Consider the following 24,257-nt stretch of genomic DNA (forward strand, 5'->3'; position numbering starts at 1 on the left):
AAGCAGTATGGAACCAACCACCCTTATCGTCTGGCTCGTCGTCGCCCTTCTGGTGCTGTTCGTCGTCGTGGCGATCGCCCGGGCGATCCGCATCGTCCCGCAAGCAACCTCGGTCATCGTGGAGCGGCTGGGTAAGTACGACCGCAGCCTCGACGCCGGCCTGCACTTCCTGGTGCCCTTCGTGGACCGTCCCCGCTCGGTGGTCGACCTGCGCGAGCAGGTCGTCAGCTTCCCGCCGCAGCCGGTGATCACCAGCGACAACCTGGTCGTCTCGATCGACACCGTGATCTACTTCCAGCCGACCGACCCCAAGGCGGCCACCTACGAGATCGCCAACTACATCCAGGGCATCGAGCAGTTGACCGTCACCACGCTGCGTAACGTCATCGGCTCCCTGGACCTGGAGCAGACGCTGACCAGCCGCGACATGATCAACGGCCAGCTGCGCGGAGTGCTCGACGAGGCCACCGGCCGCTGGGGCATCCGCGTCAACCGCGTCGAGCTGAAGGCCATCGACCCGCCGGCCTCCGTGCAGGACTCGATGGAGAAGCAGATGCGCGCCGAGCGTGACCGCCGCGCGACCATCCTGAACGCCGAGGGTGTCAAGCAGAGCCAGATCCTCACCGCCGAGGGCGAGAAGCAGGCCCAGATCCTGCGCGCCGAGGGCACCGCCCAGTCGGCGATCCTGGAGTCCCAGGGTGAGGCCCGCGCGATCCTGCAGGTCTTCGACGCCATCCACAAGGGCAACCCCGACAGCAAGCTGCTGGCCTACCAGTACCTGCAGATGCTGCCCGAGATCGCCAAGGGCGACTCCAACCAGATGTGGGTCGTGCCCACCGAGCTCACCGCCGCCCTCTCGGGCATCGGCAAGGCCCTCGGCGGGGGCAGCGGCGGCGGCAGCGACGCCGGGCTCGACGGCCCGTCGCTCGGCCTTCGCGAGGACGCGGGCTACACCGGGCTGGACGACCTCGACACCCCCATGCTCGAGGACCCCAAGGAGGCGCTGCGCCGCGCCCGCGAAGAGGCTGAGGACGCCTCGCGCGACGCGGAGGGTGCCACCAAGCAGCGCGACGGCAAGGCGGCCGAGGCCGCCGTGGCCGAGGCCGCGCGCAAGGCCAAGGCTGCTCAGCAGCAGCGGGCCGACGCCGACCAGGATCAGGCCCGCCAGCTGGGGCAGATGCCGCAGCAGGACCAGGCCGTCCCCGACCTGCCTGAGCAGGGTCAGGCCGAGGCTGCGCAGCCGCACACCGCGCACCGTGACCAGCCGGGTGCGACCTCCTGGGAGCGCCCCCAGGGTGAGCGCAAGCCCTGGGACCAGAGCCAGAGCTGAGCACCCAGCACCACCCCTGACGGGGCCGTGACCTGCACAGGTCACGGCCCCGTCCGTGTTTCCAGGAGGCACCGGGGCCCGGCGCGAGCGCGCCCCGGACGGTCGCGGCATACCCCCTCGGTTGTGCAGCACCGCGCCCCACGTCAGGGTAGGGGTATGCGGATCACCGACACCAGCGACCTGTGGTGGAAGAGCGCCGTCGTCTACTGCCTGGACATCGAGACCTTCCTGGACGCGAACGGGGACGGGATCGGTGACATCCAGGGCCTGACCCAGCGCGTCGACTACCTCGCCGAGCTGGGGATCACCTGCCTGTGGCTGATGCCCTTCTACCCCAGCCCGGACCGGGACGACGGGTATGACGTCAAGGACTACCTTGGCGTCGATGAGCGGCTCGGCGACCTGGGCCGGGTGGTGGAGCTGGTCCGGCTGGCCCACGACCGGGGGATCCGGGTCGTGGCCGACCTCGTCGTCAACCACACCAGCGACCAGCACCCGTGGTTCAAGGCCTCCCGGCAGGACGCCGACCCGGAGAAGAACCCCTACCGCGACTACTACATCTGGCGCTCCGAGGACCCCGGCGACACCTCCGATGAGGTGGTCTTCCCGGACGCTGAGGACTCGATCTGGACCCAGGACGACAAGACCGGCGAGTGGTACCTGCACCACTTCTACCGTCACCAGCCGGACCTCAACCTGGACAACCCGGCCGTCGTCGAGGAGCTGCTGCGAGCCGTCGGCTTCTGGCTGCAGGTGGGTTTCGACGGTTTCCGCGTCGACGGGGTGCCCTTCTTCGGCCAGATCGGGGAGAAGGAGGGGCCCGACACGGCGGTCGACCCGCACGCCTTCACCCGCGCCCTGCGGGACTTCCTCAACCGGCGCAAGGGCGACGCAGTGCTGCTCGGGGAGGTCAACCTGCCGTATGCGGAGCAGCTCGCCTTCTTCGGCGGAGAGTCGGCCGATGAGCTGCACATGCAGTTCGACTTCATCGGAATGCAGGCCACCTACCTGTCGCTGGCCCGCGGTGACGCCAGCCCGCTGGTCACCGCCCTGCAGGAGCGGCCGGTGCTGCACCGCTCCAGCCAGTGGGCGACCTTCCTGCGCAACCACGACGAGCTGACCCTGGACAAGCTCACCGAGCAGGAGCGCCAGGAGGTCTTCGCCGCCTTCGGGCCGGAGGAAGGTATGCAGGTCTACGGGCGCGGCCTGAAGCGTCGCCTGCCGCCGATGTTCCAGGGCGACCCGCGCCGGATTCGGATGGCCTACTCGCTGTTGTTCTCCCTTCCGGGCACGCCGACGCTCTACTTCGGCGAGGAGATCGGGATGGGCGAGGACCTGGAGGCGCCTGACCGGATGGCGGTGCGCACCCCCATGCAGTGGAGCGCCACGAAGAACGGCGGCTTCTCCTCCGCTCCCCCGTCCCGCCTGGTGCAGCGGGTCGTCCCCGACGGCTTCGGGCCCGAGCACGTCAACGTCCAGGACCAGCTGCACGACCCCGACTCGCTGCTGTCCTGGATGCGGCGGCTGATCGAGATCCGCAGGGCCTGCCCCGAGCTGGGCTGGGGCGAGCTAACCATCCTGCAGCACGACGCCGGGCCCGGAGTGCTCGCCCACCGGCTCTCCCTCGATGGCAGCGCGATCGTGACGCTGCACAACCTGGGTCAGGACCCGGTGACCGTGACCGTGCCGGTGGAGGGCTTCGGCGACGACCCCCAGGTCGTCGACCTGATGACCCATGAGGTCGTCGACTCCGCAGGCGCCCGCGCCCAGTCCTCGCTGGAGGGATACGGGCTGCGCTGGCTCCGTGTCCGGTCCGCCGGTGACCTGGCCGTGCCGTGACCGTGCCGTCAGTCGCCACCCCTTCACCCTGGCCTCTCCCCGCCCCTTCGACGGCCCGCTGCCCATACCCTGAACGAACAGGACGGTGACATGACCCGGATCGGCTTCCACGCCTCGCACGAGCAGATCTCGCCCCGCCAGCTGTTGGCCGACGTCCAGCACGCCGAGCGTGCCGGCTTCCAGATGGCGATGTGCTCCGACCACCTCGCCCCCTGGAGCACGCGGCAGGGGCACTCCGGCTACACCTGGTCCTGGCTGGGTGCCGCCCTGGCGACCACCGAGCTGGAGCTGGGCTGCGTCAGCGCCCCCGGCCAGCGCTACCACCCGGTCGTGCACGCCCAGCGCATCGCCACCCTGGGGCAGATGTTCCCCGGCCGGTTCTGGGCGGCGCTGGGCAGCGGGCAGAACATGAACGAGCACGTCACCGGCGACCCGTGGCCACGCAAGGAGATCCGCACGCAGCGGCTGGAGGAGTGCGTGGACGTCATCCGTCGGCTGCTGGCCGGTGAGACCGTCTCCCACGACGGCCTGATCCGCGTGCACGAGGCGCAGATCTGGGAGCGGGCGGACCCCGTGCCCCCGCTGCTCGCCCCCGCGATCACGGTGGAGTCGGCCGGCCGCGTCGCCGCCTGGGGCGAGGGTTTGGTCACCCTCAACCAGCCGATCGAGGTGCTGCGCGACCTGCTCGCCGCTTACCGTGAGGCCGGCGGCGCCGGCCCCGCTGCGCTCCAGGTGCACCTGTCCTGGGCGCCGCGCCAGGAGGAGGCCGAGCGGATCGCCCACGACCAGTGGCGCAGCAACGTCTTCGACGAGCCGGTCGACTCCGACACCGCGCAGCCGGTCGCCTTCGACATCATGTCCGAGCACGTCTCGATGGACGCGGTGCACGAGGCGGTCAAGGTCTCCGCCGACCTCGAGCAGCACGTCGAGTGGCTGCAGGAGTATGCCGAGCTGGGGTTCGACGACCTGTACCTGCACTTCGTGGGTCAGCAGCAGGATGAGTTCATCGACGTCTTCGCCGAGCAGGTGCTGCCGAAGGTCGTGCCGCGGGCAGGCGCAGCGGCCCGCTGAGCGCGGTCTGCGTCAGCGGCCCCAGCGTGGGTCACGCCCGGTGAGGGCGAGCGCCTCGTCCAGCAGGTCGGTGCTGTCCTCCGGCGCGGGCAGGGCCTGGCCAAAGATGCCCGGCCAGCCCTGACCCCCTTCCAGCCGGGGACGCTCGTAGTCCAGAGCCTCCTGGACCGCGGCCGGGGAAGGGTCGTAGGGCAGGCCAGCCGCACGGGCGAGGTCCCAGCCGTGCACGACGAGGTCCACGACCATCTGCTGGGCGTACTCATGCCGGGTCACCGGCCCGAACGACATCTGGATCGGCACCGTCTCGTCGTCGACCTGCGCCCAGGCCAGCAGCGAGCGGGTGATCGCGTCTTCCCAGGCGGCGGGTGGGTCGGAGCCCAGCATGTCGCCGTCGTAGTCGTCACCGACCTCGGCGAGGGTCTCTGCCGCCAGGAGCCGCGGGACCCACAGGTGTTCCACGGTCAGGTGGTTCAGCAGGGTGCGCAGGTCCCAGTCCGCGCACGGTGTCGGGCGGCTCCATACCTCGTCGGTGGCGCCGGGCGGCAGCAACCGCACCACGTCGCTGACGCCGGCGGCCGCCGCGCCCAGCACCTGCCGGGCCATCGATGAGGTGAGGTCAGCCATGCCTCCACCCTGCCACGGGGGCGCGGGATGGGGGTACCTATGCTGCACCGCATGACGCGGCGCAGGCGAGGACTCGCCACCGGCACGACCCTGGCGGCCTTCCTGCTGATCACCGGATGCGCTGTGGGCTCGGCCGACCCCGGGGAGGGGGCTCGTCCCACCCCGACCGCCACGTCCGAGGCAGCCCCGGAGACGGCGATCCCCACCGAGGACGACCAGGTGGGCTCAGCGACCCAGGACGATGCAGCCACGACGGTGGCCGAGCCGCAGCCGGTCGATGACGAGCAGGTGCTCGCGACCGTGCTGGCCATGGACGACGCCCTGCAGGTCGGCGACGTCGAGGCCTACCTGACGCACGTGTCCGGTGACCTGCAGGAGGAGCAGCGGGCGTGGTTCCAGGCGGTCACCGACGCAGCTCTGGACGTGCGCGAGCTGCGGCTGGACGGGGTGGTCTCGAGGCGAGGGTGCGTCGACGACGGCGAGCCCTGTCTGGAAGGGGGCACCGTCGCGCACGTCGGCCTGCGCCACCAGTTCACCGGGGCCGACCCGCAGCCGGTGCTGGAGCAGTACCGCTGGGTGCTCGCCGACCTCGGGGACGGCGTGCCGGTGCTGGTCGAAAGTTGGGGTCGGGACGGCGACTTCTACGGCTACCCGCAACTGTGGGACCTGGGCGAGGAGCTGGTGAGCCTGGACGGGCACCACGTCAGCGTCCTGGTCCAGCTCTCGCAGATGGCCAAGGCCGAGACGCTGCTGGACAGCCTGGACCGGGCTGCGGAGACCACGCTGGCCGAGCTGCCCTGGGTAGCGGAGGGGCGGGACCGGCTGGTCGTGCAGCTGGCCCCCGCCGAGGCGCTCGAGGAGCACGGGTGGGCGGAGAGGACCGGGTCCTCGCTGTGGCTCCGGGTCTCCCGCGAGGAGCTGCCGCGCGAGCCCGGGCAGCTGAGCACGCAGGACACGCCGGTGCAGGGCCATCTCTTCCTCGACCTGGACCTGGCCTGGGCCGACCTGGAGGACTTCGGAGCCAGCCCCGGCGGGCAGACCGAGCTGCGCTACGTGGCCGCCTACGCCGCCACCTGGGGCGAAGACCCGACCGCCTGGCCCGAGGACTGGATCCTGGAAGGACCGGCCTACTGGTGGAGCGCCGCCGACGACGCGATCTATGCCGAGAACCTGCGCTACGCCCTCGGTGACCACTTCGCCCTGCTCGGGCCGCCTGTCGCCCTGCCCTTGGCACCGCCGGACCTTGAGGACCTCCACGCCGGCGAAGACTTCGCGCTCGAGGCCCTCGCGCTGGCCACCTACATCGACGAGACCTACGGGCGCGCGGCCCTCATCGAGCTGGTCGGCCTGCTGATCCCCCTGGACCAGCGCCACGACCGGGACCAGATCGCGGAGGCCTACCAGGAGACCCTCGGCATCGACTCCGACACTCTTCTCGACGGCTACACCGAGTGGACCGAGACCTTGCCCACCACCGACGACCTGCTCGGCCCGCCGCCCCAGGGGCGGTAGCCGGCGGGTGGAACGGGTGGCCTGGAGGGGCCTCGCGGGAGCGGGTCACCTGTCGCGGCCGGGCGGAGCGGGTCACCTGTCGCGGCCGGGCGGAGCAGGCGACCTAGCCGGACGACCCGGGCGGGAGGTCCACCCAGCGGGTGCCGACCTCGTCCACCAACCCGGCCCCGGACGTCAGCCGCGCCACCTCGCCGCGCACCTGATCGACCCGCTCGGCCGGCACCCCGACCAGCAGGACGACGTCCCCGGCGCCCCAGAGCACGTCGAGGATCTGCACATCCTGGGCTCGCAGGTCGTGCTCCAGCCGCCCGGTGAGGTCCGGCGTGGTCGCCACCTGCAACAGCTGCAGCTGCTGACGGACCAGGATCGCGGCCTGGCCCACCGCCTCCCGCACGGCTCCCCCGTAGGCACGGACCAGCCCACCCGTGCCGAGCAGCGTGCCGCCGAACCAGCGCGTCACCACGGCGACCACGTCAGTCAACCCGGCGCCGGTGAGCGCCTCGAGCATCGGCATACCGGCGGTGCCCCCCGGCTCACCGTCGTCGTTGCTGCGCACCGTTGACCCACCTGGCCCCAGGACGAACGCCGAGCAGTGGTGGCGGGCGTCCCAGTGCGTGCTGCGCGCCTCCTCTACGACCGCCCGCGCGGCGGTCTCGTCACCCACCGGCCGCAGCCAGCACTCGAAGACCGAGCGCTTCTCCTCCAGGCTCACCACGACCGGGGCGGCCACCGTGCGCAGGGTTGTCGGCTCCACCCCCGCAGGGTATGCCGTCCCCTCTCCTTCCTAGACTGGCAGGCATGGTCCGCCTGGTGAAGCCCTTCCTGATCAGTCTCCTCGCCTCCCTGGTGCTGCTAGCCCCCGGAGGCGCGGCCATGGCCCACGACGAGCTGCTCTCCAGCGACCCCGAGGACGGGGCCACCGTCCAGAAGGCACCCGAGGAGCTGGTCCTGACCTTCAGCGGCCAGATCGCCCAGGTGGGTGCGCAGCTGCAGATCACCGACGACGCGGGCACCGACGTCGCGGACGGCGACCCGGTGGTCCAGGGCACCGACCTGACCCAGCCACTGACCGACATTGGCTCCGGTGACTACGAGGTGGTCTGGCGGGTCACCAGCTCCGACGGTCACCCGATCTCCGGCGCCTTCGGTTTCACTGTCGAGGCCGAGCCGACCGAGGGGGAGACGGCGACCGACGACGCGACCGAGCAGGTCACGGACGGGGCCACTGAGGACGCAGCCACTCAGGAGGCCACCACGGAGGAGGCCACCACGGGGGAGGCCACCACGGAGGACTCCACGGACGAGGTCACCGAGGAGGCGACCCCGCAGGCCGCCGATGCCACCGCCGACACCACCGACGACGAGGGCGGGATGCCCGCCTGGGTCTGGCTCGTGATCGGCGTCGCCGTGCTGGCCCTGGTGGCGCTGCTGGCCCGCACATGGAGCCGCGGCCGCAGCTGACCCGCACGTGCGCGACCGACCGGGTCGCGCCGCACCACGGAAACCTGGGTCCCCGCCCCGCATCCGGTCCGGGCCGATTCCGGATGAGAGCCACGTCTCATGTAACCTAGGGCGCACGTAGATCACACACCCCGGGACGGCTCCGCGACCTGAGCACTCAGCCAGTGATGCCGAACCCGCAGACGACGCAAGGGGGTCTCGCCATGGGGCGCGGCCGAGCCAAGGCAAAGCAGATCAAGGTTGCCCGGAAGTTGAAGTACTCGACTCCGGAGACCGACCTCACAGCACTCGAACGCGAGCTTCGAGCATCACGAGGAGAGCCCAGCGAGGGCTACTCCCCGGTCGAGGACGACGCTGGCGAGGACAACGACACCCACGCGTCCTACGACGCGGACGACGACCAGGACGACTACGGGTCCTGGACCGGCAACGGCCACCGCTGAGGCCCGTGGACGGTCGGGCCGTGCTGCGTGACGAGGACCTGGACCTCTGGACGGAGAACCATGGCGCGAGCTCGCCACGAAGCCTCATGGACTGACGCCGAGGCCACGGTCAAGGGCAGCACCCACCGCAACCGGCCGTGGGTGCTGATCCTGTGTGTGGCGCTCATCGTGGGCCTGGCCAGCCTGGGCTACTCCCGGTTCTGGAACCTGCAGACCGTCAGCTACGAGCTGCGCGAGTGCGCGCAGCCGCTGACGGAGGAGTCCACCTGGGAGCAGATCCAGGCCGCCGCGTGCGACCCGGCCGAGCCCGGGCAGACGAGGCTGTGGGTCACCAACGAGGGTGAGCAGATCGAGCCGGCCACGGTCGAGGGATCGACGTTCAGCTTCGAGATGATCCCGATCCACTCCACCGCCCCGGGCCTGCGCGTCGAGCTCGGCCGCCCGGCGCAGTCCATCGTCATCGCCGAGCCGGAGAACCAGCAGATCCGGCGCCAGATGAACGCCGACAGCGCCGGCACCTCCTGGAGCGCCAACATCGGCTCTCGCGGCCCCCTGCACTACTGGGTCCTCGTCACCCCCTGACGCGGCTCAGGACGTCGGGTAGGACCCGACCATCTGCACCGCGCCGCCGTCGACGCCTTTCGCACCCTGGACCACGGGCGCATCGTGCCGGGCGGCGTCAGGCCCCGTGACTGCCCCCACGGCCCACGCCTCGATCCCGTGCCCGGCCAGCATCTGCACCGCCCGTTCTACCCCCTCGGGGGCGAGGACGGCGACGAACCCGACCCCCATGTTGAGGGTCTGCTCGAGGTCGCCCAGCTCCACCCGGCCCTGCTCCTGCACCAGGCCAAAGATCGCCGGCGGTGTCCAGCAGCGCTCTACGGTCGCCAGCACGCCCGCCGGCAGCACGCGGGCCAGGTTCGCGGCCAGGCCGCCGCCGGTGACGTGCGAGAGCGCGTGCAGGCCGAGATCCGCCCTGGCCAGCTCCAGCAACGGGCGGCTGTAGATCCGCGTCGGCTCCAGGCACTCCTCCCCCAGGGTCCGGCCCAGCTCCTCGACGTGCCGGTCCCACCCCCAACCGGCCGCAGCGAAGACCCGCCGCACCAGTGAGTAGCCGTTGGAGTGCAGCCCGGAGGAGGCCAGGGCCAGCACCACGTCGCCCTCCTGCACCCGATGGGGGCCGAGCACCTCATCCCGCTCCACGACACCGGTCGCGGCGCCGGCCACGTCATACTCGTCCGGGTCGAGCAGCCCTGGGTGCTCGGCAGTCTCCCCGCCCACGAGCGCGACGCCGGCCAGCTCGCAGCCGCGGGCGATGCCGGAGACGATCGCGGCGATCCGCTCCGGCACGACCTTGCCACAGGCGATGTAGTCGGTCATGAACAGCGGCTCAGCCCCGCTGACCACGATGTCGTCCACCACCATCCCCACCAGGTCCTGGCCGATCGTGTCGTGCACGTCCATCGCCTGGGCGATCGCCACCTTGGTTCCCACCCCGTCGGTCGAGGAGGCCAGCACCGGGTGCCGCATGCCCTTCAGCGCTGACGCGTCGAACATCCCCGCGAACCCGCCCAGCCCGCCCAGCACCTCGGGCCGGCTCGCCCGGCGCACCGACTCCTTCATCAACTCGACCGCGCGGTCACCGGCGTGGACGTCCACGCCGGCGCTGGCGTAGGTGATCGGCTGGTCGGTCATGGAGTCCCCTCGGTCTTCGGGCGGTCGGGCGGCTCCAGGGTATGCCGTGCCGATCCGCCTCCATCCTGGTGGCTGCGCCGCTCGCTCGACGGCTGGGCGCCGGGGCTCTCCGGCGCACGATCGGCGTCAGCGCTGGCGCCGGATGGCGGGTCGGGCTGCTCGGGCCCCGGTTCGGCGTGCTGTCCGGTCTGCTGCTCGGCCCCACCCGGGCGCGGCCGGGGTGCGGCCCGGGCGGCCAGCTCCTCGAACGGTGGCGAGGGGTGGGCGCCGATCCCCTTGGCGGCCCGCAGCTCCGGCGGCAGCTCGCGGCGCCAGCCCCGGACGGCCGCGGTGAGGATGCCTGCGATGGGCACGGCAAGGAAGAGCCCGGGCAGGCCCAGGGCGATGCCGCCGGCGGTGGAAAGCAGCAGGGTCAGCAAGGGCGGGAACTCCATGGCCCGGCTCATCAGCAGCGGGGAGAGGACGTTGCCCTCGATCTGCTGGACGGCCAGGACGATGAGCAGGACCCAGATCGCGGTCGTCACGCCGTTGAAGAAGAGGGCGACGGCCACCGCGACGGCGCCGGCCACCGTCGCGCCGATCATCGGGATGAAGCCGAGGATGAAGGTGAGCAGCCCGATGGGGACGGCCAGGGGCACGCCGAGCAGGTACAGGCCCATCCCGATGAAGATCCCGTCGACCGCGCCGGTGACGGTCGAGGCGAACATCCACCAGCGGGCGGTGGTGACCGCGTCCCGGATCGCCGCGAAGGCCGGCAGCTGCCGGCTGCCGGGGACCGCGCCGACGATGCCCTGCGTCATGGTCTTGCCGCCGATGAGCGCGAAGATGGTGGCGAAGAGCGCGACCACCACGACGGTGAGGGTCGAACCCAGCCCGGCCAGCGTGGTGCGGGCATACCCGCCCAGCCCGGCGGCGATGTCGCCCAGCCGGCTCTGCAGCTGCCCCTGCACGTTGTCCACGAACTCCGGCGGCAGCTCCCAGCCCCGCTCCAGGAACCAGTCGTTGGCCTCGGTGAGGCTGCCCGCGACGGCGTCGAAGATCCGCGGCCCGGCGTCGAGCATCTGGATGAGGGTGAACCAGGCCAGGGCGGCGATGCCGGCGGCGTAGACCGCGACGACGAGCAGCGTGGCCGGCGCCCGTGGCAGGTGCCGCTCGAGCCGGCCGACGACCGGCCACAGCAGCGCTGCCTGGGTGAAGGCGACGAAGGCCGCGATCGCGATGACCGTGACCTGCAGACCGAGCCAGATGACCAGCAGCGCCGCCGCAGCGATCAGCAGCATCCGCCAGGCGATGGTGGCCTCCAGACGCAGCCACGTCGGGCGGGCAGCGGCGGCCCCCGTGGGCTCGGTCGTGGTCACCGTCCGGATGTCGCCTGCTGGTCCAGGGTGCCCACGTCGGTGACGTCCACCTCGTCGTGCACCGCCGCGAACTGCAGCTCCAGCACATCCTTGCCGAGCTGGTCGCGACTGGGCAGCGTGATCGGATAGTCGCCGCTGAAGCAGGCCGTGCACAGCGCCGACCTGTCCTGCTCCGTGGCCGCGACCATCCCCTCCTCGGAGATGTAGCCCAGCGAGTCGGCCCCGATCGAGGCGCGGATGTCCTCGACCGCCAGGCCGGTGGCGATGAGCTCGGCCCGGGTGGCGAAGTCGATGCCGTAGAAACACGGCCAGCGCACCGGCGGGGAGGAGATCCGGACGTGCACCTCCGCCGCCCCGGCCTCCCGCAGCATCCGCACCAGCGCCCGCTGGGTGTTGCCGCGCACGATCGAGTCGTCGACCACCACCAGCCGCTTGCCCTTGATGACGTCACGCAGCGGGTTGAGCTTGAGCCGGATCCCCAGCTGCCGGATCGTCTGCGAGGGGGCGATGAAGGTGCGGCCGACGTAGGCGTTCTTCACCAGGCCGTGACCGAAGGGGATCCCGGAGGCCTCGGCGTAGCCGATGGCCGCGGGGGTGCCGGACTCGGGGGTGGGCATGACCATGTCGGCCTCGACCGGGTGCTCGGCCGCCAGCCGGCGGCCCATCTCGACCCGGCTGTCATAGACCTCCCGGCCGGCGATCGTGGTGTCCGGGCGGGCCAGGTAGACCCACTCGAAGACGCAACGTTTGGGCGCCGGCTCGGCGAACCGCTGGCTGCGCAGGCCGTTCTCGTCGATGGCGATGAGCTCTCCGGGCTCGATCTCGCGCACGACCGAGGCCCCGACGATGTCCAGCGCGGCGGTCTCGGAGGCGACCACCCAGCCACGCTCCAGCCGGCCCAGGACCAAGGGGCGCACTCCCTGAGGGTCGCGGGCGGCATACAGGGTCGTCTCGTTGCAAAAGACCAGGCTGAAGGCGCCACGCAGCAGCGGCAGCACCCGCAGCGCGGCGGTCTCCAGGGGAATGTCCGGGTCGCAGGTGAGCAGACCGGTGACGAGCGCGGTGTCGGTGGTGTTGCCGCGGCCAACCTCTCCGCGAGAGCGGCTCAGATCGCCGCCGAGCGCCTCGGCGAGCCGGTCACGCAGCTCGGCGGTGTTGATGAGGTTGCCGTTGTGGGTCAGCGCGACCGTGTGGTCCGCGGTGCCGCCCAGGGTGGGCTGGGCGTTCTCCCACGAGTTGCGCCCGGTCGTGGAGTAGCGGCAGTGGCCGACGGCCAGGTGGCCGGGCAGGGAGGCCAGTGCGGACTCGTCGAAGACCTGGCTGACCAGGCCCACGTCCTTGTAGACCACGAGCCGCTGGCCGTCGCTGGTGGCGATGCCGGCCGCCTCCTGGCCGCGGTGCTGCAGCGCGTAGAGGCCGAAGTAGGTGAGCTTGGCGACCTCCTCGCCGGGGGCCCATACCCCGAAGACCCCGCAGGCGTCCTGGGGCAGACGCTCACCGGGCAGGAGGTCGTGCGAGAGCCGTCCGTCAGGTCGTGCCACGGTGCCATCCTTCCACAGCACCCCGCCCCCGCCGAACCTCTGCGGACGCAGGGCCGGACGACATGCCTGCCCGCACGGTGCACTGGGGCGGGATGTCGCGCGAAGAGCACGCGCGAAGGCCACCAGGAGGGCCACCAGGGAATGCTCTTCTGCGACCCCGGGTTGCCGGGGTATGCGCATCGACATCTGGTCCGACATCGCCTGCCCCTGGTGCTATATCGGCAAGCGCCGCCTGGAGAGCGCAGTCGAGGGTTTTGCGCACCGGGACGACGTGGAGGTCGTCTGGCACAGCTTCGAGCTCGACCCCGGCGCGCCGGTGCCGCCGACGGAGAAGACCTCGGTGCACCTGGCCAGGAAGTACGGCGGCGGGCCCGGGCAGATCGCCGAGATGACCCGGCGGGTGGCCGAGACGGCGCAGGCGCAGGGCCTGGACTACCGGCTCGACGACACGATGCACGTCGCCACCCGGGACGCCCACCGTCTCCTGCACCTGGCGCTGGAGAGCGGGGGCGCCGCGCAGCAGGGCGCCCTGAAGGAGCGGCTGTTGGAGGACTATTTCGTCAGGGCGCTGGACGTCAGCGACCACGCCGTCCTGCGGGCGGCCGCGACCGAGGTGGGGCTGGCGGAAGCAGAGGTGGACCGCGTGCTGACGACGCAGGCCTACCACCGCGAGGTGTCGGCCGACATCGAGCAGGCGCGGGCCTACGGCGCCAACGGGGTGCCGTTCTTCGTGGTCGACGGCCGCTACGGCATCTCCGGCGCGCAGCCGATCGAGGTCTTCGCCGGCGCGCTGCAGCAGGCCTGGGCGGAGTCCCACCCGCAGCTGACCACCATCGCCGGTGGCGCGGACGCCGAGGCGTGCGGCCCGGACGGCTGCGAGGTCCCGCAGCGGCCCTGACCGGCCTCGCCCCTCACCGGCGTCGACCCCAGGAGGGTCTCAGCGGGGAGGGTCTCAGCCGGCGCGGCGCATGCTGGCGCGGTCCGCCACCAGGTAGATGATCGCGGCGATGAGGGCGCCGAAGAACGCACCGACGGCGCTGAGGAGCACCACGTCCTGCATCAGCGACCTGCTCGCGGTCTCCGGGCCGAAGTAGCCCAGGGCGCCACCGGCGACCAGTCCGATGATCGCTCCCACGACGAGGAAGCTCCACATCTGCGGCCGACGACGATAGGTCACCTGCTGCGGGGCGGGGGTCTCGTCCTGGTCCTGGTCACTCACGTCCTCCAGTATCACCCGGGACGGCTCAGATCATGGCTTCGGGGAGGACCGGGAGGTATGCCGTGAGGTCGGCCCGCTGACCCGACGCACGCAGGGCACCGCTCGCCTCCGCGTCGGCCCAGGCCAGCTGGCCGGTGGCCAGCCCGAGCCAGGTCTGCGGGTCGGTCTCGACGACGTTGGTCGGGGTGCCGCGCGTGTGCCGTGGCCCCTCCACGCACTGCACGGCCGCGAAGGGCGGCACCCGGACCTCGACCGACCGTCCGGGGGCCACGCTGGCCAGCTCCTCCAGGGTGTACCGGACCGCGGTGGCCAGCACCGTGCGGGGCACCCCGGTCTGCGCGGCCAGCCACGCGGCGACGGCCTGCTCGCCGTCGGCGGGGTCGGTACGGCGACGGGGCGGCATACCGGACCGCCTCAGAGGGGGGCGCGCTCGATGGGGCAGGACATGCACCGGGGGCCTCCGCGGCCACGGCCGAGCTCGCCCCCGTCGATCTCCAGCACCTCGATGCCCAGGCCGCGCAGGTAGTCGTTGGTGACGGTGTTGCGGGCGTAGGCGAGGACGACGCCAGGCTCGAGCGCCAGCAGGTTGCACCCGTCGTCCCACTGCTCGCGGGCGGCGGCACGGGGGTCCTGGTCGGCCGCGAGGATGCGCAGCCGCTCCAGCCCGAGGGCTCGGGCGATGACCTTGTCCATGTCCTCCGGCGCATGCCGGGTGACGACCAGCTGCAGCTCGCCGTCGACCTCGTCACCGGCGGTGAGCGTCCACGAGGGCAGGTCCGGAAGGCCGACGTAGCGGGTGAAGGACTCCTCATCGACCATCGTCAGGACGGTGTCCAGGTGCATCACGGCGCGGGCCTTGGGCATGTCCAGGGCGATGATCGCGGTCACCTCGCCGCTGGCCAGCAGCCGCCGCGCCAGCCGCTCCACGCCCTGGGCCGTGGTGCGCTCGGAGAGGCCGACGACGACCACCCCGTTGCCCAGGACGAGGATGTCGCCGCCCTCGGCCGTCGCCGGGCCGGAGTCGATGCCGTGGCTCCACCACTGCATACCGGCCTGGGCGAACATCGGGTGGTAGCGGTAGATGGCGTCGTAGTGGACGGTCTCGCGCCGCCGGGCCTTCTTGTGCATCGAGTTGACCGCGACCCCGCCGTAGATCCACGCCGAGGTGTCGCGGGCGAAGAGGTGGTTGGGCAGCGGCGACATCAGCGCCTCGTGCGCCGTCAACTGCTCGACCACCAGTGACTGCGGGGAGGAGATCCGCTCCAGCACCTCAGCCTTGGTGATCCCGCCGATGAGGTAGGTGGTCAGCTCCGCGTCGTCCATCCCCTCGAACATCTCGCGGACCGCACCGGCCGCCAGGGGGCCGAAGTGCCGCTCGTCCAGGCTGTGGTCGAGCACGTGCGCTCGCGCCTCGGGCACGGCGATCGTCTCGCGCAGCAGGTCGGCTAGGTGCAGCACCTCGACCCCGCGCTGCTGCATCACCTGCACGAAGTGGTCGTGCTCCTGCTGCGCGCGCTCGACCCAGAGGATCTCGTCGAAGAGGTACTGCTCCCGGTTCTCCGGGGTGAGCCGGTGCATCTCCAGCCCGGGCCTGTGCACGATGACCCGGCGCAGCGTTCCGACCTCGTTGCCGACGTGCAGCGTCATGGTGGTCCTCTCGTCCGGTGGGTATGCCGTAGGGCCGACTTATCCTCGCACGCCCGACCTCCAGCACGCCCGACCTCCGGCACGTCCGAGGTCCGGCATGCCCGACCTCGGGTATGCCGGCGCAGGCCGGACCGCCCCGGGACGCGAAGAACCCCTCGCGCACCTGGAAGAGCTCGGTTGCCCTTGCTGCATTCCTGCCCTGGGGGAGTTCACCGAGGTACCACCGCACGAGGGGTCCGGGGCCCAGTCTACGCGGCCGTCGCCGGGAGGCCAAGCCTGCGCCGGCCGCCGCTGCCGAACGCCCCATGCAGAGCCGCCGCGAGTGCTGCGCCCATCGCCCGACCGCTCAGCTGCCCAGCCCGAACCAGGCGGCGGCGACGCCCAGAGCAGCCACGACGAAGGCGATCGCCCAGACCCGGTCCAGGTTGACCCAGTGGGTGCGCAGGATCCGCAGCCCGACCGTCTGGTAGACCAGCAGCGCCACGACTCCGGCGGCGAAGGCCATGCCGGCGGCGTGGACGAGCGCGACCTGGACCGCCGCGCCCAGGTCGTCAGTCAGCGACCCGGCGGCGTGGGCGTGGCCAGAGTTACCGGTGGTGTGCAGCAGCACCGGGGCCAGCATGAGCCCGGCTCCGGTCACGGTGGACATCAGGAAGGACCACCAGGCCAGCTGCCAGGGCCGCAGCCGCATCCCGACCCACCGGAAGTGGCGGGGACGCAGCAGGAGCACCAGCCCGAAGACCAGCAGGGCCGCCGTGACCACCCCCATCGCCAGGTTGCGGGAGACCTGGCTGGCGAAGAGCGTGATGATCAGAGCCGACGGCAGTACGGCGGCCTCATGGCCCAGGACGATCCAGGCCAGGGAGCGTACGATCGAGCGGCGGCTCTTCTCCTGCAGCCCGTAGGACAGCGCGAAGAGCCAGCCCATCGCGGGGTTGATCCCGTGGAAGAGGCCCAGGCCAATGGACGCGAGCAGGGCGGCGGCGTCGACGCCGGAGGCACCGGCGCCGTGACCGGCATGGGTGAGCAGCATCAGGGTCAGGGTCGTCTCGGGGCCGCTCCTTAGCTGTAGCAGTAGGAGTCGCTGGAGGCGTCGCCGCCCTCCAGGTGGGTCTGGTGCACGCGGTTGCCGCGGAAGTCCTCGCCGTGCGGGAAGAACCGCTCGTCCAGCCGCATACCCCCGTGCTCGGTGTCGATGTGCGCCAGCGCCATCCAGGCGCCCACCCCGTCGGGGTAGAAGTCGTCGTCCCAGGCGCCGTAGAGCGAGTTGGTCCAGTAGACCCGCGTGCCGTCCCGGCTGACCTCGACCATCTGCGGCGCCCCCGCGAGGGGCAGGTCCGGGGCGGCCGGGTGGGACGCGCGGGACATGATCCCGCCGAGCTGGATCTCGCCGACTTTGACGGGGTTCATGGGGTCGCTGACGTCGAGCTGGATCGCCCGGCCGGTGCCGAAGCAGGAGACGTAGAGGAAACGGTCGTCGACCGAGAGGTCGATGTCGGTCACCAGCGGGGGACGGCCTTGAACGGCTTGAGCAGGTCGGGCAGACGATCCACGTCCTCCTCGGCGACCGGCTCAGCGGGGATGTCGAAGACCTTGTGGATGGTGAAGTCACCGTCCTGGCCCTCCCGCTTCCAGCACCAGATGGAGGCCGACAGGTCCTCCAGGGAGAGCACGACACCGATGAAGCCGTACTGCTGGTCCGGGTCGTGCGAGGGACGCAGCTCCAGTGCCATCTGGTACTGCGGGCCGAGCTCGAGCGCCTGCAGGTGCTTGCGGGTGACCAGGTCGAAGACGTGGACCTTGTTGCCGTACTTCCCGGCCAGCAGGTCCTCGACGTGCACGCCGTTCTCGATCTGCCGCGGGGTTCCCCACTCGCTGGCGATGAGCCGGTCGTGGTTGATGTGCCACCAGAAGTCGTAGGCGAGGTACTGCGGCCCGCGATCCTTCTCCCAGGTCCCCTTGACCTCGAAGGTGTCGTGGTCGAGCAGGGCGATGCCCCCCGGGCCTTCGTCGCCCTCGGCGCTGCCCAGGTTGGTGATGTAGATGCCCTCCGGGCCGCAGTGGGCGGTGTGCGGGCGGGAGTAGCCGGACTTGGCCTTGTACTCCTCCGGCTCGATGATCTTGGCGATCCGGGGGTTGCGCGGGTCGTCCTTGACGTCGACGAAGTGGATGCGGCTGGAGCGTAGACCCATCATCAGCAGGTAGCGCCGCTCGATGTGGGGATGCGGGTTGTTGGGGCACAGCGCCGAGGAGCAGGCGTTCCACCCGTGGTGGTGCAGCTCGTCGCCGTAGTTCGGCATCTCACACCAGCCGACCACCTCGCCGTAGTCATGGGCGTCCGGGTCGACACTGACCACCGCCAGCGCGTCCTTGTTCGGCTCACCCTCGCCCCGCCAGAAAGTGGCGACGAACGCGTGCTTCTCACTCGGGGCCTCGGCGGCCAGTCCGGGCGAAGGGTAGAAGGTGGGGTCGGGCTTCCAGGTGGCCATGATGCATCCGATCAGTGCTGATTATGGGTATGGCTAGCAAGAGTGATCTTGGCACGAAGCGGCCCTTCGGCCCAACACCGGCCCCTCGGGCCGGCGACCTCCCTCGCGGATTTCAGGGGCACGGCGCCGGTCGGGTATCCTTCTCGGCGGAGGATTCGCATAGTGGCCTAGTGCGCACGATTGGAAATCGTGTTGGGATAAAACCCTCGGGGGTTCAAATCCCCCATCCTCCGCCACGACGAGAGGCCCCGGATCGCGCCATGGTCCGGGGCCTCTCGCCATGACTGTCGACTGTCGGGGGTGTGGGTGGCGGCCAGCTGTCCTCCGGCGCCAGGCTCGACCCTGGGTCTCGTTGAGCGCGGCACCCGTTGACGCTCTCCCGCTCACCGCCCTGACAATAGACTCCCAGGCATGATCTTCAAGGGCGTCGGCGACGGCCGCCCCTACCCGCCCCACCGCCTCGACGACACGGGCGACTGGGGGCACCTGCCGCCGAGCATGGTGCGGCTCAACGAGCTGATCACCACCCGCTCGGAGTTGGACCTGCGGGCGTTGCTCTCCGAGGACTCCACGTTCTACGGTGACATCTTCTGCCACGTCGTCCGGTGGCAGGGCGAGCTCTACCTCGAGGACGGGTTGCACCGGGCGCTACGGGCGGCGCTGCAGGGCCGACCTGCCGTGCACGGGCGTGTCCTCGACCTCGACGACCCCCGCGCTCGATAGCCTCGTGCGCCGGAGAGGAGACAGCGACGTGGGATATGTGCGCACGGCCGGGATGTCGACGGCAGCCCGGCGGGCGCGCCGCCGGGCCGGGCTGGTCATCGCCGGGCTCCTCGCGGCGCTGCTCCTGGCCCTGGTCGTGGCGCTGGCCATCGTGCAGGGCTGGTTCAGCCTCGGGGAGGGCGGCGCCGACGACGCCAGCCAGACGACCGCAGCGGAGGTGCCTGCCCCCTCGATGCTGCCCAGCGAGGTCAGCGTCAACGTCTTCAACGCCACCAGCCGCGGCGGCCTGGCGGGCCGGACCGCCGACTCGCTGCGCGAGCGCGGGTTCGACGTCCAAGGGGTCGACAACACCAACGCGGTCGAGGGCCCGGGCCTGATCCGCTATGGCTCGGAGGCCCAGGAGCAGGCCGAGCTGCTCGCCGAGTCCGTCGGGCAGGGCGTGGTGCTGGAGCTCGTCGAGCGGGAGGGCACGACGGTCGACCTGGTCCTCGGCCCCGACTGGACCGACCTCACCTCGGACGCCGAGGCGACCACCGACGGCTGAGCGGTGGCCAGCGCCCGGTCGTGGCGCGGCGCAGGGCGCTCCGCCTGATGCCCCCTGTGGACAGCGGCCTTCTCGCCGGGGCGAATCTCCCTACGGTCGGGGAGATGGACACCTACCCGTCAGCGCCTCCTCCCCCGCCGCGGTCCGGCGCTGCGCCTCCGGAGCCGATGCCGCCATGGCGGCCACCCCCTCCCCCACCCGTCGAGCACCCGCAGGGGACGACGGTCATCGTGCTCGGCGTCCTGAGCATCGTCGGGTTCGCCTTCCTCGGCCCGTTCGCCTGGGCCATGGGACGCCGGGCGCTGGCCCAGGCGGACGCAGCTCCGTTCCCGACCGCCAACCGCTCGGTGCTGGAGACCGGGACCAGGCTGGGCCGCTGGGGCACCTACATCCTGATCGGGACGGTCGCTGTGGTCACGATGGCGGTCCTCGCGGTCGTGATGCTGGAGACGGGCACCGCCGCAACCTAAAAGGTGTCCCTGGACCTGGCTCCCGATGGCAATTTTCACAGGACACAACCTGCGCGGGCGAGGTCTGGACCGGTTGAGCCGCAGATTTCGGGCTCCCTCCACGCTCGGGTAACCTGTCCGGCGGTGGCGTGTCCGAGCGGCCTAAGGAGCGCGCCTCGAAAGCGCGTGAGGGCGCAAGTCCTCCGTGGGTTCAAATCCCACCGCCACCGCCAGTGCGATGTCGCAAGACATCGGGACGGGCCGGACCTGCCTCGAGTGGGTCCGGCCCTTTCCTGATGCGCGGCTCGGAACGCTTCAGGCGGTCGACGACGAGAACTGCTTTCTGGTAACCGCCTACCAGGAGAGGGCCGGGACATAGGGGTACCCGGCTGGGGGCGAGCAGCCGCCCGGTCAGCGGCGCTCCCCGAAGAAGTCCAGCAGCAGAGCGGCGCACTCCTGCTCCAGCACCCCGCCCACCACCTCGACCCGGTGCAGGGCCCGGCGGTCGCGAGGCAGGTCCCAGACCGACCCGCAGGCCCCGGCCTTGGGGTCCCAGGCGCCGAAGACGACCCGGTCCACGCGGGACAGGACCGTGGCCCCCGCGCACATCGCGCACGGCTCCAGCGTCACCACCAGCGTGCAGCCCGCCAGCCGCCACGACCCGAGCACCTCCCCGGCCGCGCGCAGGGCCCGCATCTCGGCGTGGCCAGTCGGGTCATGCTCAGCCTCCCGCACGTTGTGTCCCCGGCCCAGCACCGACCCGTCCGGTCCCACGACCACGGCCCCGATCGGCACGTCACCTGCCCCGTCCTCCTCCACGCGGGCGGCCGCGGCGAGCGCGAGGCGGACCCACGCCTCATACCGGGCAAGGGCACCGGTGGGACGAACACTGGGCGGGGTGCCGGGCTTCGCGCTCACGACCTAGAGTCTGTCCCATGCGCGTCCACGTTGCCGACCACCCGCTCATCGCCCACAAGCTGACCTACCTGCGGGACAAGCGGACCGACACGCCCACCTTCCGTCGGCTGGCCGACGAGCTGGTCACGCTGCTCGCCTACGAGGCGACCCGCGAGGTGCGGGTCACCCCCTTCAACATCGAGACCCCGGTCGCCCCGACCCAGGGCATCCACCTGTCCTCACCCAAGCCGCTCGTGGTGCCGATCCTGCGCGCCGGGCTGGGCATGCTCGACGGGATGATGAAGATGCTGCCCACCGCCGAGGTCGGCTTCCTCGGGCTGGAGCGCAACGAGGAGACGCTGGAGGCGCGCACCTACGCCAACCGGCTCCCGGAGGACCTGGACAAGCGGCAGTGCTACGTCCTGGACCCGATGCTGGCCACCGGCGGCACCCTGTCCGCCGCCATCCGCTTCCTCGTCGACCTGGGTGCCGACGACATCACCGCGGTCGTGCTGCTGGCCGCCCCCGAGGGCATCGAGCGGGTGCAGCGCGAGGTGGCCGACATCGGCGCCCCCATCACGCTGGTCACCGGCGCCATCGACGAGCGGCTCAACGACAAGGGCTACATCGTGCCAGGGCTGGGCGACGCCGGGGACCGGCTCTACGGCGTGGTCTGAGTATGCCGCGGCAGCTGCAGCGGGTCTCGGAGCGTTCCGAGGTCGAGCCGTTCTATGTCATGGAGGTGCTCAAGGCCGCCACCGAGCGCCAGCGGACCCACGGCGACGTCCTCTTCCTGTGCGCCGGCCAGCCCTCGACCCCGGCGCCGGCAGCGGCGCGGGAGGCGGCGGTCGCAGCCCTGCAGGACGGCCAGGTCATGGGCTACACCGAGTCCACGGGCATGCTGCCGCTGCGCCAGGCCATCGCCGCCCATCACCGGGAGACCGCCGGCATCGAGGTGCACTCCGACGACGTCGTGGTCTTCCCCGGGTCCTCCGGCGCCTTCACCGCGCTCTTCCTGGCGGCTTTCGACCCGGGCGACACCGTGGCGATGACCAGGCCGGGATATCCGGCATACCGCAACTCCCTGTCTGCGCTGGGGTGCAGCGTGCTGGAGCTGGACTGCGGCGCCGAGACCCGCTACCAGCCCACGGTGGCGATGCTGGAGACGCTTGCCGAGCCGCCCGCCGGTCTGATCGTCGCCTCCCCGGCCAACCCGACCGGCACGGTGATCGACACTCGTGAGCTTGCCAAGCTCGCCCGGTGGTGCGAGGAGCACGGGACGCTGCTGATCAGCGACGAGATCTACCACGGGCTGACCTACGGCCGCGAGGCCGCGAGCGCCTGGGCCACCTCCCGGTCCGGCGTCGTCGTCGGCTCGATGAGCAAGTACTTCTCGATGACCGGCTGGCGGATCGGCTGGCTCCTGGCGCCGCCTGCCCTGCAGCGCCCGCTCGAGGTGCTGACCGGCAACCTCAACATCTGCGCCCCGGCCATCGGCCAGGTCGCCGCGATCGGTGCCCTCACCTCGGGCCATGCCGAGCTCGACGCTCACCGGGAGCGGTATGCCGCCAACCGTGACCTGCTCATCCGGCGCCTGCCCGACGTGGGCCTGGGCGACTTCGCCCCGCCGGACGGCGCCTTCTACGCCTGGTGCGACGTGAGTCACCTGACCCAGGACTCGGTGGCCTGGTGCACCGCGCTGCTGGAGGACTGCGGCGTCGCGCTGACGCCCGGCGTCGACTTCGACACCGTCGAGGGGCACCGCAAGGTGCGACTGAGCTTTGCCGGGGCCACCGAGGAGGTGGCCGAGGCGCTGGACCGGATGGCCGCCTCACCGCTGCTCAAGGGCTAGGAGCCAAGATGCTGTCTACGATCCGCCGGATACTGCTGCTGCTCGTGCTGGCCTTCTTCCTCTACGCGGTCATCACCAACCCTGACCAGGCCGCCGAGATCGGGCGGGCCGGGTGGGACCTCATCCGCGCCGGCTGGCACAGCCTGGGTGAGCACGTCGACCAGCTGCGCGCCGCCCTGGGCTGAAGCCTGCGGCTGGGCCGCGCCAGCCGCGACTGCTTGCCGGGTGGCTGACACGGGCGCCGATGACCGAGCGAGCTCTCACACGTCCAGCACCCAGCGCCCGCCCTCGGGTCGGAAGCCGATCCGCTGGTAGTAGGGGTTCTTCATCCCCGCCGGTGAGAGCACCCGGCGATAGCCGCGCCGTGCGAACAGCCCCGACTCACGGAAGACGAACTCCCCCGGCGAGAAGTCGCGGTGCCGCTGCGTGACGTAGTCGAGCACGACCTCGGCGATGCCCTCCCCCGCGTCCCGAGTCAGCACCACGCCGACGGTCTCATCCCCGAGCACGACGAGATAGGCGTCCTCCTCCGGCGCCACCTCCCCCGGGAACTGCGGGTTGTAGCGCGCGATGTCCTGCCCGTGCACCCGCAGCACGTGCTGCAGGTAGCGGTCGTCCGGCTTCACCTCAAGCACCGTGTAGGCGGCGGCATCATGCCTGGCCCGCAGCATCCTCCACAGGTAGACGATGTTGATCAGCGACAGCACCGCGTTCAGCCCGACCATCGGCCAGACCTCGATGATCGCGTTGTAGGTGAGCAGCACCAGCGAGCCGATGAGGTTGATCAGCCGCAGCCGCAGCACCCGCGCCTGCAGCAGGCTGATCACCAGGATCGTCGACCCGGTCCACCCGACCACCTCGATCCAGTTCATGACAAGGGAGGGTATGCGCTCCACCGACCCCCGGGGTGCGGACCTTGCGCAGACCCTGGCTTCGGCGGCGGCGTCGGATGCGCGGCACCGTATACCTAGAATGCCGCCATGGCAGTCCGTCCCATCACGATCATCGGCCACCGCGCCCTGCACTCCCCCACCAAGAAGGTCAAGGAGGTCACCGACGAGATCCGCACCCTGGTGGCCGACATGTTCGACACCATGGAAGCAGCCGAGGGCGTCGGCCTGGCCGCGAACCAGGTGGGCTCGCGGCTGCGGATCTTCGTCTACGACTGCCCGGTGAGCAAGGACGAGCGCGTGCGCGGCCTGGTCGTCAACCCGGTGCTGGAGCGGCTCGGCGCACCTGCGCCCCTGGACGAGGACGAGGACGGCGAGGGCTGCCTGTCCGTGCCGGGCGAGTGGTTCCCGCTGGCGCGGCACCCGCGGGCCCGCGTGACCGGCACCGACCTCGACGGCAACGAGGTCGTCGTCGAGGGCGAGGGTCTGCTCGCACGCTGCCTGCAGCACGAGACCGACCACCTGGACGGCTACCTCTACGTCGACCGGCTCACCGGCCCGATCAAGGCCGAGGCCCGCGAGGCGGTCAAGGACCGCGGCTGGGCCGCCGACGGCATCCTCAAGTGGGACCCCTCGACAGCCAAGGCCGAGGACGTCTGAGCGACCATCTCGC

28 protein-coding genes, 2 tRNA genes and 1 other RNA gene are annotated in these 24,257 nt (G+C 71.3%); 17 read left to right on the forward strand and 14 right to left on the reverse strand.

Annotated features, from left to right (window positions below):
- Positions 1-7 precede the first annotated feature (7 nt).
- The 3 genes from FY030_RS13735 (at position 8) to FY030_RS13745 (ending at position 4,240) form a co-directional block, all read left to right on the forward strand.
- A complete protein-coding gene (locus tag FY030_RS13735; RefSeq protein WP_158062077.1) occupies positions 8-1,330 on the forward strand; it encodes an SPFH domain-containing protein in 1,323 nt (440 codons plus the stop codon).
- A 156-nt stretch (positions 1,331-1,486) separates the two neighbouring features.
- On the forward strand, positions 1,487-3,169 hold the full coding sequence (locus FY030_RS13740; protein WP_158062079.1) for an alpha-amylase family protein: 1,683 nt from the start codon (positions 1,487-1,489) through the stop codon (positions 3,167-3,169).
- Positions 3,170-3,259: 90 nt separating this feature from the next.
- Positions 3,260-4,240, forward strand: a complete 981-nt coding sequence (locus tag FY030_RS13745; RefSeq protein ID WP_158062081.1) for a TIGR03885 family FMN-dependent LLM class oxidoreductase — start codon at positions 3,260-3,262, stop codon at positions 4,238-4,240.
- A gap of 12 nt (positions 4,241-4,252) precedes the next feature.
- Here the strand turns inward: FY030_RS13745 and FY030_RS13750 are convergent, their stop codons facing one another.
- On the reverse strand, positions 4,253-4,864 hold the full coding sequence (locus FY030_RS13750) for a TIGR03086 family metal-binding protein (protein ID WP_158062083.1): 612 nt from the start codon (positions 4,862-4,864) through the stop codon (positions 4,253-4,255).
- A 51-nt stretch (positions 4,865-4,915) separates the two neighbouring features.
- Between FY030_RS13750 and FY030_RS13755 the strand changes: the two genes are divergently transcribed.
- The gene (locus FY030_RS13755; RefSeq protein ID WP_158062084.1) at positions 4,916-6,376 is read left to right on the forward strand and encodes a hypothetical protein; all 1,461 of its coding nucleotides are present in this window, start codon (positions 4,916-4,918) and stop codon (positions 6,374-6,376) included.
- A 103-nt stretch (positions 6,377-6,479) separates the two neighbouring features.
- Here the strand turns inward: FY030_RS13755 and FY030_RS13760 are convergent, their stop codons facing one another.
- Positions 6,480-7,130, reverse strand: coding sequence for an IMPACT family protein (locus FY030_RS13760; RefSeq protein ID WP_158062086.1), 651 nt, complete (start codon positions 7,128-7,130; stop codon positions 6,480-6,482).
- 44 nt (positions 7,131-7,174) lie between these two features.
- Between FY030_RS13760 and FY030_RS16430 the strand changes: the two genes are divergently transcribed.
- From FY030_RS16430 to FY030_RS13775, 3 genes are all read left to right on the forward strand, one after another.
- Positions 7,175-7,837, forward strand: coding sequence for a copper resistance CopC family protein (locus FY030_RS16430; RefSeq protein ID WP_192498617.1), 663 nt, complete (start codon positions 7,175-7,177; stop codon positions 7,835-7,837).
- A 203-nt stretch (positions 7,838-8,040) separates the two neighbouring features.
- Entirely contained in the window at positions 8,041-8,280 is a 240-nt protein-coding gene (locus FY030_RS13770; RefSeq protein ID WP_158062088.1) for a DUF3073 domain-containing protein, read from the forward strand.
- A 60-nt stretch (positions 8,281-8,340) separates the two neighbouring features.
- Positions 8,341-8,862: a hypothetical protein gene (locus FY030_RS13775; protein ID WP_158062089.1), complete on the forward strand. Its 522-nt coding sequence runs from the start codon at positions 8,341-8,343 to the stop codon at positions 8,860-8,862.
- A gap of 6 nt (positions 8,863-8,868) precedes the next feature.
- Here the strand turns inward: FY030_RS13775 and purM are convergent, their stop codons facing one another.
- The 3 genes from purM to purF are packed head-to-tail and all read right to left on the reverse strand — an operon-like array spanning position 8,869 to position 12,874.
- Entirely contained in the window at positions 8,869-9,975 is a 1,107-nt protein-coding gene (gene purM / locus FY030_RS13780; protein ID WP_158062091.1) for a phosphoribosylformylglycinamidine cyclo-ligase, read from the reverse strand.
- The gene (locus FY030_RS13785) at positions 9,972-11,333 is read right to left on the reverse strand and encodes an AI-2E family transporter (RefSeq protein WP_158062093.1); all 1,362 of its coding nucleotides are present in this window, start codon (positions 11,331-11,333) and stop codon (positions 9,972-9,974) included. The genes purM and FY030_RS13785 overlap by 4 nt, the downstream gene beginning before the upstream one ends.
- Positions 11,330-12,874 carry an amidophosphoribosyltransferase gene (purF, locus tag FY030_RS13790; protein ID WP_158062094.1) on the reverse strand — a complete coding sequence of 515 codons (1,545 nt, stop codon included), beginning with the start codon at positions 12,872-12,874 and terminating at the stop codon, positions 11,330-11,332. The genes FY030_RS13785 and purF overlap by 4 nt, the downstream gene beginning before the upstream one ends.
- 172 nt (positions 12,875-13,046) lie before the next feature.
- On the opposite strand from purF, the gene FY030_RS13795 reads away from it, so the two are divergent.
- Complete coding sequence (locus tag FY030_RS13795; RefSeq protein WP_158062096.1) at positions 13,047-13,772, forward strand: DsbA family oxidoreductase; 726 nt, start codon at positions 13,047-13,049, stop codon at positions 13,770-13,772.
- 54 nt (positions 13,773-13,826) lie between these two features.
- On the opposite strand, the gene FY030_RS13800 is transcribed toward FY030_RS13795, so the two are convergent.
- From FY030_RS13800 to FY030_RS13825, 7 genes are all read right to left on the reverse strand, one after another.
- Positions 13,827-14,093, reverse strand: coding sequence for a hypothetical protein (locus FY030_RS13800; protein WP_158062098.1), 267 nt, complete (start codon positions 14,091-14,093; stop codon positions 13,827-13,829).
- A gap of 25 nt (positions 14,094-14,118) precedes the next feature.
- Positions 14,119-14,496, reverse strand: coding sequence for a sterol carrier family protein (locus tag FY030_RS13805; RefSeq protein ID WP_158062100.1), 378 nt, complete (start codon positions 14,494-14,496; stop codon positions 14,119-14,121).
- 11 nt (positions 14,497-14,507) lie between these two features.
- Positions 14,508-15,740, reverse strand: coding sequence for an arginine deiminase (locus tag FY030_RS13810; RefSeq protein ID WP_158062102.1), 1,233 nt, complete (start codon positions 15,738-15,740; stop codon positions 14,508-14,510).
- 143 nt (positions 15,741-15,883) lie between these two features.
- Positions 15,884-15,980: signal recognition particle sRNA small type (ffs, locus tag FY030_RS13815), an RNA gene on the reverse strand.
- A gap of 106 nt (positions 15,981-16,086) precedes the next feature.
- The gene (locus tag FY030_RS13820) at positions 16,087-16,773 is read right to left on the reverse strand and encodes a hypothetical protein (RefSeq protein WP_158062104.1); all 687 of its coding nucleotides are present in this window, start codon (positions 16,771-16,773) and stop codon (positions 16,087-16,089) included.
- A gap of 29 nt (positions 16,774-16,802) precedes the next feature.
- On the reverse strand, positions 16,803-17,243 hold the full coding sequence (locus FY030_RS16945; protein ID WP_238348381.1) for a selenium-binding family protein: 441 nt from the start codon (positions 17,241-17,243) through the stop codon (positions 16,803-16,805).
- Positions 17,240-18,229 carry a selenium-binding family protein gene (locus tag FY030_RS13825; RefSeq protein WP_238348390.1) on the reverse strand — a complete coding sequence of 330 codons (990 nt, stop codon included), beginning with the start codon at positions 18,227-18,229 and terminating at the stop codon, positions 17,240-17,242. Before FY030_RS13825 ends, FY030_RS16945 begins: the two co-directional genes overlap by 4 nt.
- A gap of 148 nt (positions 18,230-18,377) precedes the next feature.
- Here FY030_RS13825 and FY030_RS13830 point away from each other — a divergent pair.
- The 5 genes from FY030_RS13830 (at position 18,378) to FY030_RS13850 (ending at position 20,178) form a co-directional block, all read left to right on the forward strand.
- Positions 18,378-18,465, forward strand: a tRNA-Ser gene (locus tag FY030_RS13830).
- Positions 18,466-18,640: 175 nt separating this feature from the next.
- Complete coding sequence (locus FY030_RS13835; RefSeq protein ID WP_158062106.1) at positions 18,641-18,952, forward strand: type II toxin-antitoxin system VapB family antitoxin; 312 nt, start codon at positions 18,641-18,643, stop codon at positions 18,950-18,952.
- A gap of 28 nt (positions 18,953-18,980) precedes the next feature.
- Positions 18,981-19,496 (forward strand): LytR C-terminal domain-containing protein, encoded by a 516-nt coding sequence (locus tag FY030_RS13840; protein WP_158062108.1) that lies wholly within the window; start codon positions 18,981-18,983, stop codon positions 19,494-19,496.
- A 104-nt stretch (positions 19,497-19,600) separates the two neighbouring features.
- A complete protein-coding gene (locus FY030_RS13845) occupies positions 19,601-19,966 on the forward strand; it encodes a DUF4190 domain-containing protein (RefSeq protein WP_158062110.1) in 366 nt (121 codons plus the stop codon).
- Between the two features lie 122 nt (positions 19,967-20,088).
- Positions 20,089-20,178 (forward strand) — tRNA-Ser (locus FY030_RS13850).
- Positions 20,179-20,356: 178 nt separating this feature from the next.
- Here FY030_RS13850 and tadA read toward each other — a convergent pair.
- Positions 20,357-20,863 (reverse strand): tRNA adenosine(34) deaminase TadA, encoded by a 507-nt coding sequence (gene tadA / locus FY030_RS13855; protein WP_158062112.1) that lies wholly within the window; start codon positions 20,861-20,863, stop codon positions 20,357-20,359.
- A gap of 17 nt (positions 20,864-20,880) precedes the next feature.
- On the opposite strand from tadA, the gene upp reads away from it, so the two are divergent.
- Genes upp through FY030_RS16435 form a run of 3 tightly spaced genes read left to right on the forward strand, consistent with a single transcriptional unit; the run spans position 20,881 to position 22,879 of the window.
- A complete protein-coding gene (upp, locus tag FY030_RS13860; protein WP_158062113.1) occupies positions 20,881-21,519 on the forward strand; it encodes a uracil phosphoribosyltransferase in 639 nt (212 codons plus the stop codon).
- Between the two features lie 2 nt (positions 21,520-21,521).
- Entirely contained in the window at positions 21,522-22,694 is a 1,173-nt protein-coding gene (locus tag FY030_RS13865; protein ID WP_202879706.1) for an aminotransferase class I/II-fold pyridoxal phosphate-dependent enzyme, read from the forward strand.
- 8 nt (positions 22,695-22,702) lie between these two features.
- On the forward strand, positions 22,703-22,879 hold the full coding sequence (locus FY030_RS16435) for a hypothetical protein (protein WP_192498618.1): 177 nt from the start codon (positions 22,703-22,705) through the stop codon (positions 22,877-22,879).
- Positions 22,880-22,954: 75 nt separating this feature from the next.
- On the opposite strand, the gene FY030_RS13870 is transcribed toward FY030_RS16435, so the two are convergent.
- Positions 22,955-23,566, reverse strand: a complete 612-nt coding sequence (locus FY030_RS13870; protein WP_158062115.1) for a YgjV family protein — start codon at positions 23,564-23,566, stop codon at positions 22,955-22,957.
- Between the two features lie 108 nt (positions 23,567-23,674).
- On the opposite strand from FY030_RS13870, the gene def reads away from it, so the two are divergent.
- Positions 23,675-24,244, forward strand: a complete 570-nt coding sequence (gene def, locus FY030_RS13875; RefSeq protein ID WP_158062117.1) for a peptide deformylase — start codon at positions 23,675-23,677, stop codon at positions 24,242-24,244.
- The last annotated feature ends 13 nt before the right edge of the window (positions 24,245-24,257 follow it).

This window comes from Ornithinimicrobium pratense (assembly GCF_008843165.1).
GTDB classification, from domain to species: domain Bacteria; phylum Actinomycetota; class Actinomycetes; order Actinomycetales; family Dermatophilaceae; genus Ornithinicoccus; species Ornithinicoccus pratensis.

Coding starts and splice junctions, on each gene's coding strand:
- FY030_RS13835 (WP_158062106.1), top strand. CDS start 18,641: ATGATCTTCAAGGGCGTCGGCGACGGCCGCCCCTACCCGCCCCACCGC.
- FY030_RS13820 (WP_158062104.1), bottom strand. CDS start 16,773: ATGCTGCTCACCCATGCCGGTCACGGCGCCGGTGCCTCCGGCGTCGAC.
- FY030_RS13735 (WP_158062077.1), top strand. CDS start 8: ATGGAACCAACCACCCTTATCGTCTGGCTCGTCGTCGCCCTTCTGGTG.
- FY030_RS13845 (WP_158062110.1), top strand. CDS start 19,601: ATGGACACCTACCCGTCAGCGCCTCCTCCCCCGCCGCGGTCCGGCGCT.
- purM (WP_158062091.1), bottom strand. CDS start 9,975: ATGACCGACCAGCCGATCACCTACGCCAGCGCCGGCGTGGACGTCCAC.
- FY030_RS13805 (WP_158062100.1), bottom strand. CDS start 14,496: ATGCCGCCCCGTCGCCGTACCGACCCCGCCGACGGCGAGCAGGCCGTC.
- upp (WP_158062113.1), top strand. CDS start 20,881: ATGCGCGTCCACGTTGCCGACCACCCGCTCATCGCCCACAAGCTGACC.
- FY030_RS13750 (WP_158062083.1), bottom strand. CDS start 4,864: ATGGCTGACCTCACCTCATCGATGGCCCGGCAGGTGCTGGGCGCGGCG.
- FY030_RS13865 (WP_202879706.1), top strand. CDS start 21,522: ATGCCGCGGCAGCTGCAGCGGGTCTCGGAGCGTTCCGAGGTCGAGCCG.
- def (WP_158062117.1), top strand. CDS start 23,675: ATGGCAGTCCGTCCCATCACGATCATCGGCCACCGCGCCCTGCACTCC.
- FY030_RS13775 (WP_158062089.1), top strand. CDS start 8,341: ATGGCGCGAGCTCGCCACGAAGCCTCATGGACTGACGCCGAGGCCACG.
- FY030_RS13740 (WP_158062079.1), top strand. CDS start 1,487: ATGCGGATCACCGACACCAGCGACCTGTGGTGGAAGAGCGCCGTCGTC.
- FY030_RS16430 (WP_192498617.1), top strand. CDS start 7,175: ATGGTCCGCCTGGTGAAGCCCTTCCTGATCAGTCTCCTCGCCTCCCTG.
- FY030_RS13810 (WP_158062102.1), bottom strand. CDS start 15,740: ATGACGCTGCACGTCGGCAACGAGGTCGGAACGCTGCGCCGGGTCATC.
- FY030_RS13770 (WP_158062088.1), top strand. CDS start 8,041: ATGGGGCGCGGCCGAGCCAAGGCAAAGCAGATCAAGGTTGCCCGGAAG.
- FY030_RS16435 (WP_192498618.1), top strand. CDS start 22,703: ATGCTGTCTACGATCCGCCGGATACTGCTGCTGCTCGTGCTGGCCTTC.
- FY030_RS13755 (WP_158062084.1), top strand. CDS start 4,916: ATGACGCGGCGCAGGCGAGGACTCGCCACCGGCACGACCCTGGCGGCC.
- FY030_RS13825 (WP_238348390.1), bottom strand. CDS start 18,229: ATGGCCACCTGGAAGCCCGACCCCACCTTCTACCCTTCGCCCGGACTG.
- FY030_RS13795 (WP_158062096.1), top strand. CDS start 13,047: ATGCGCATCGACATCTGGTCCGACATCGCCTGCCCCTGGTGCTATATC.
- FY030_RS13745 (WP_158062081.1), top strand. CDS start 3,260: ATGACCCGGATCGGCTTCCACGCCTCGCACGAGCAGATCTCGCCCCGC.
- FY030_RS13870 (WP_158062115.1), bottom strand. CDS start 23,566: ATGAACTGGATCGAGGTGGTCGGGTGGACCGGGTCGACGATCCTGGTG.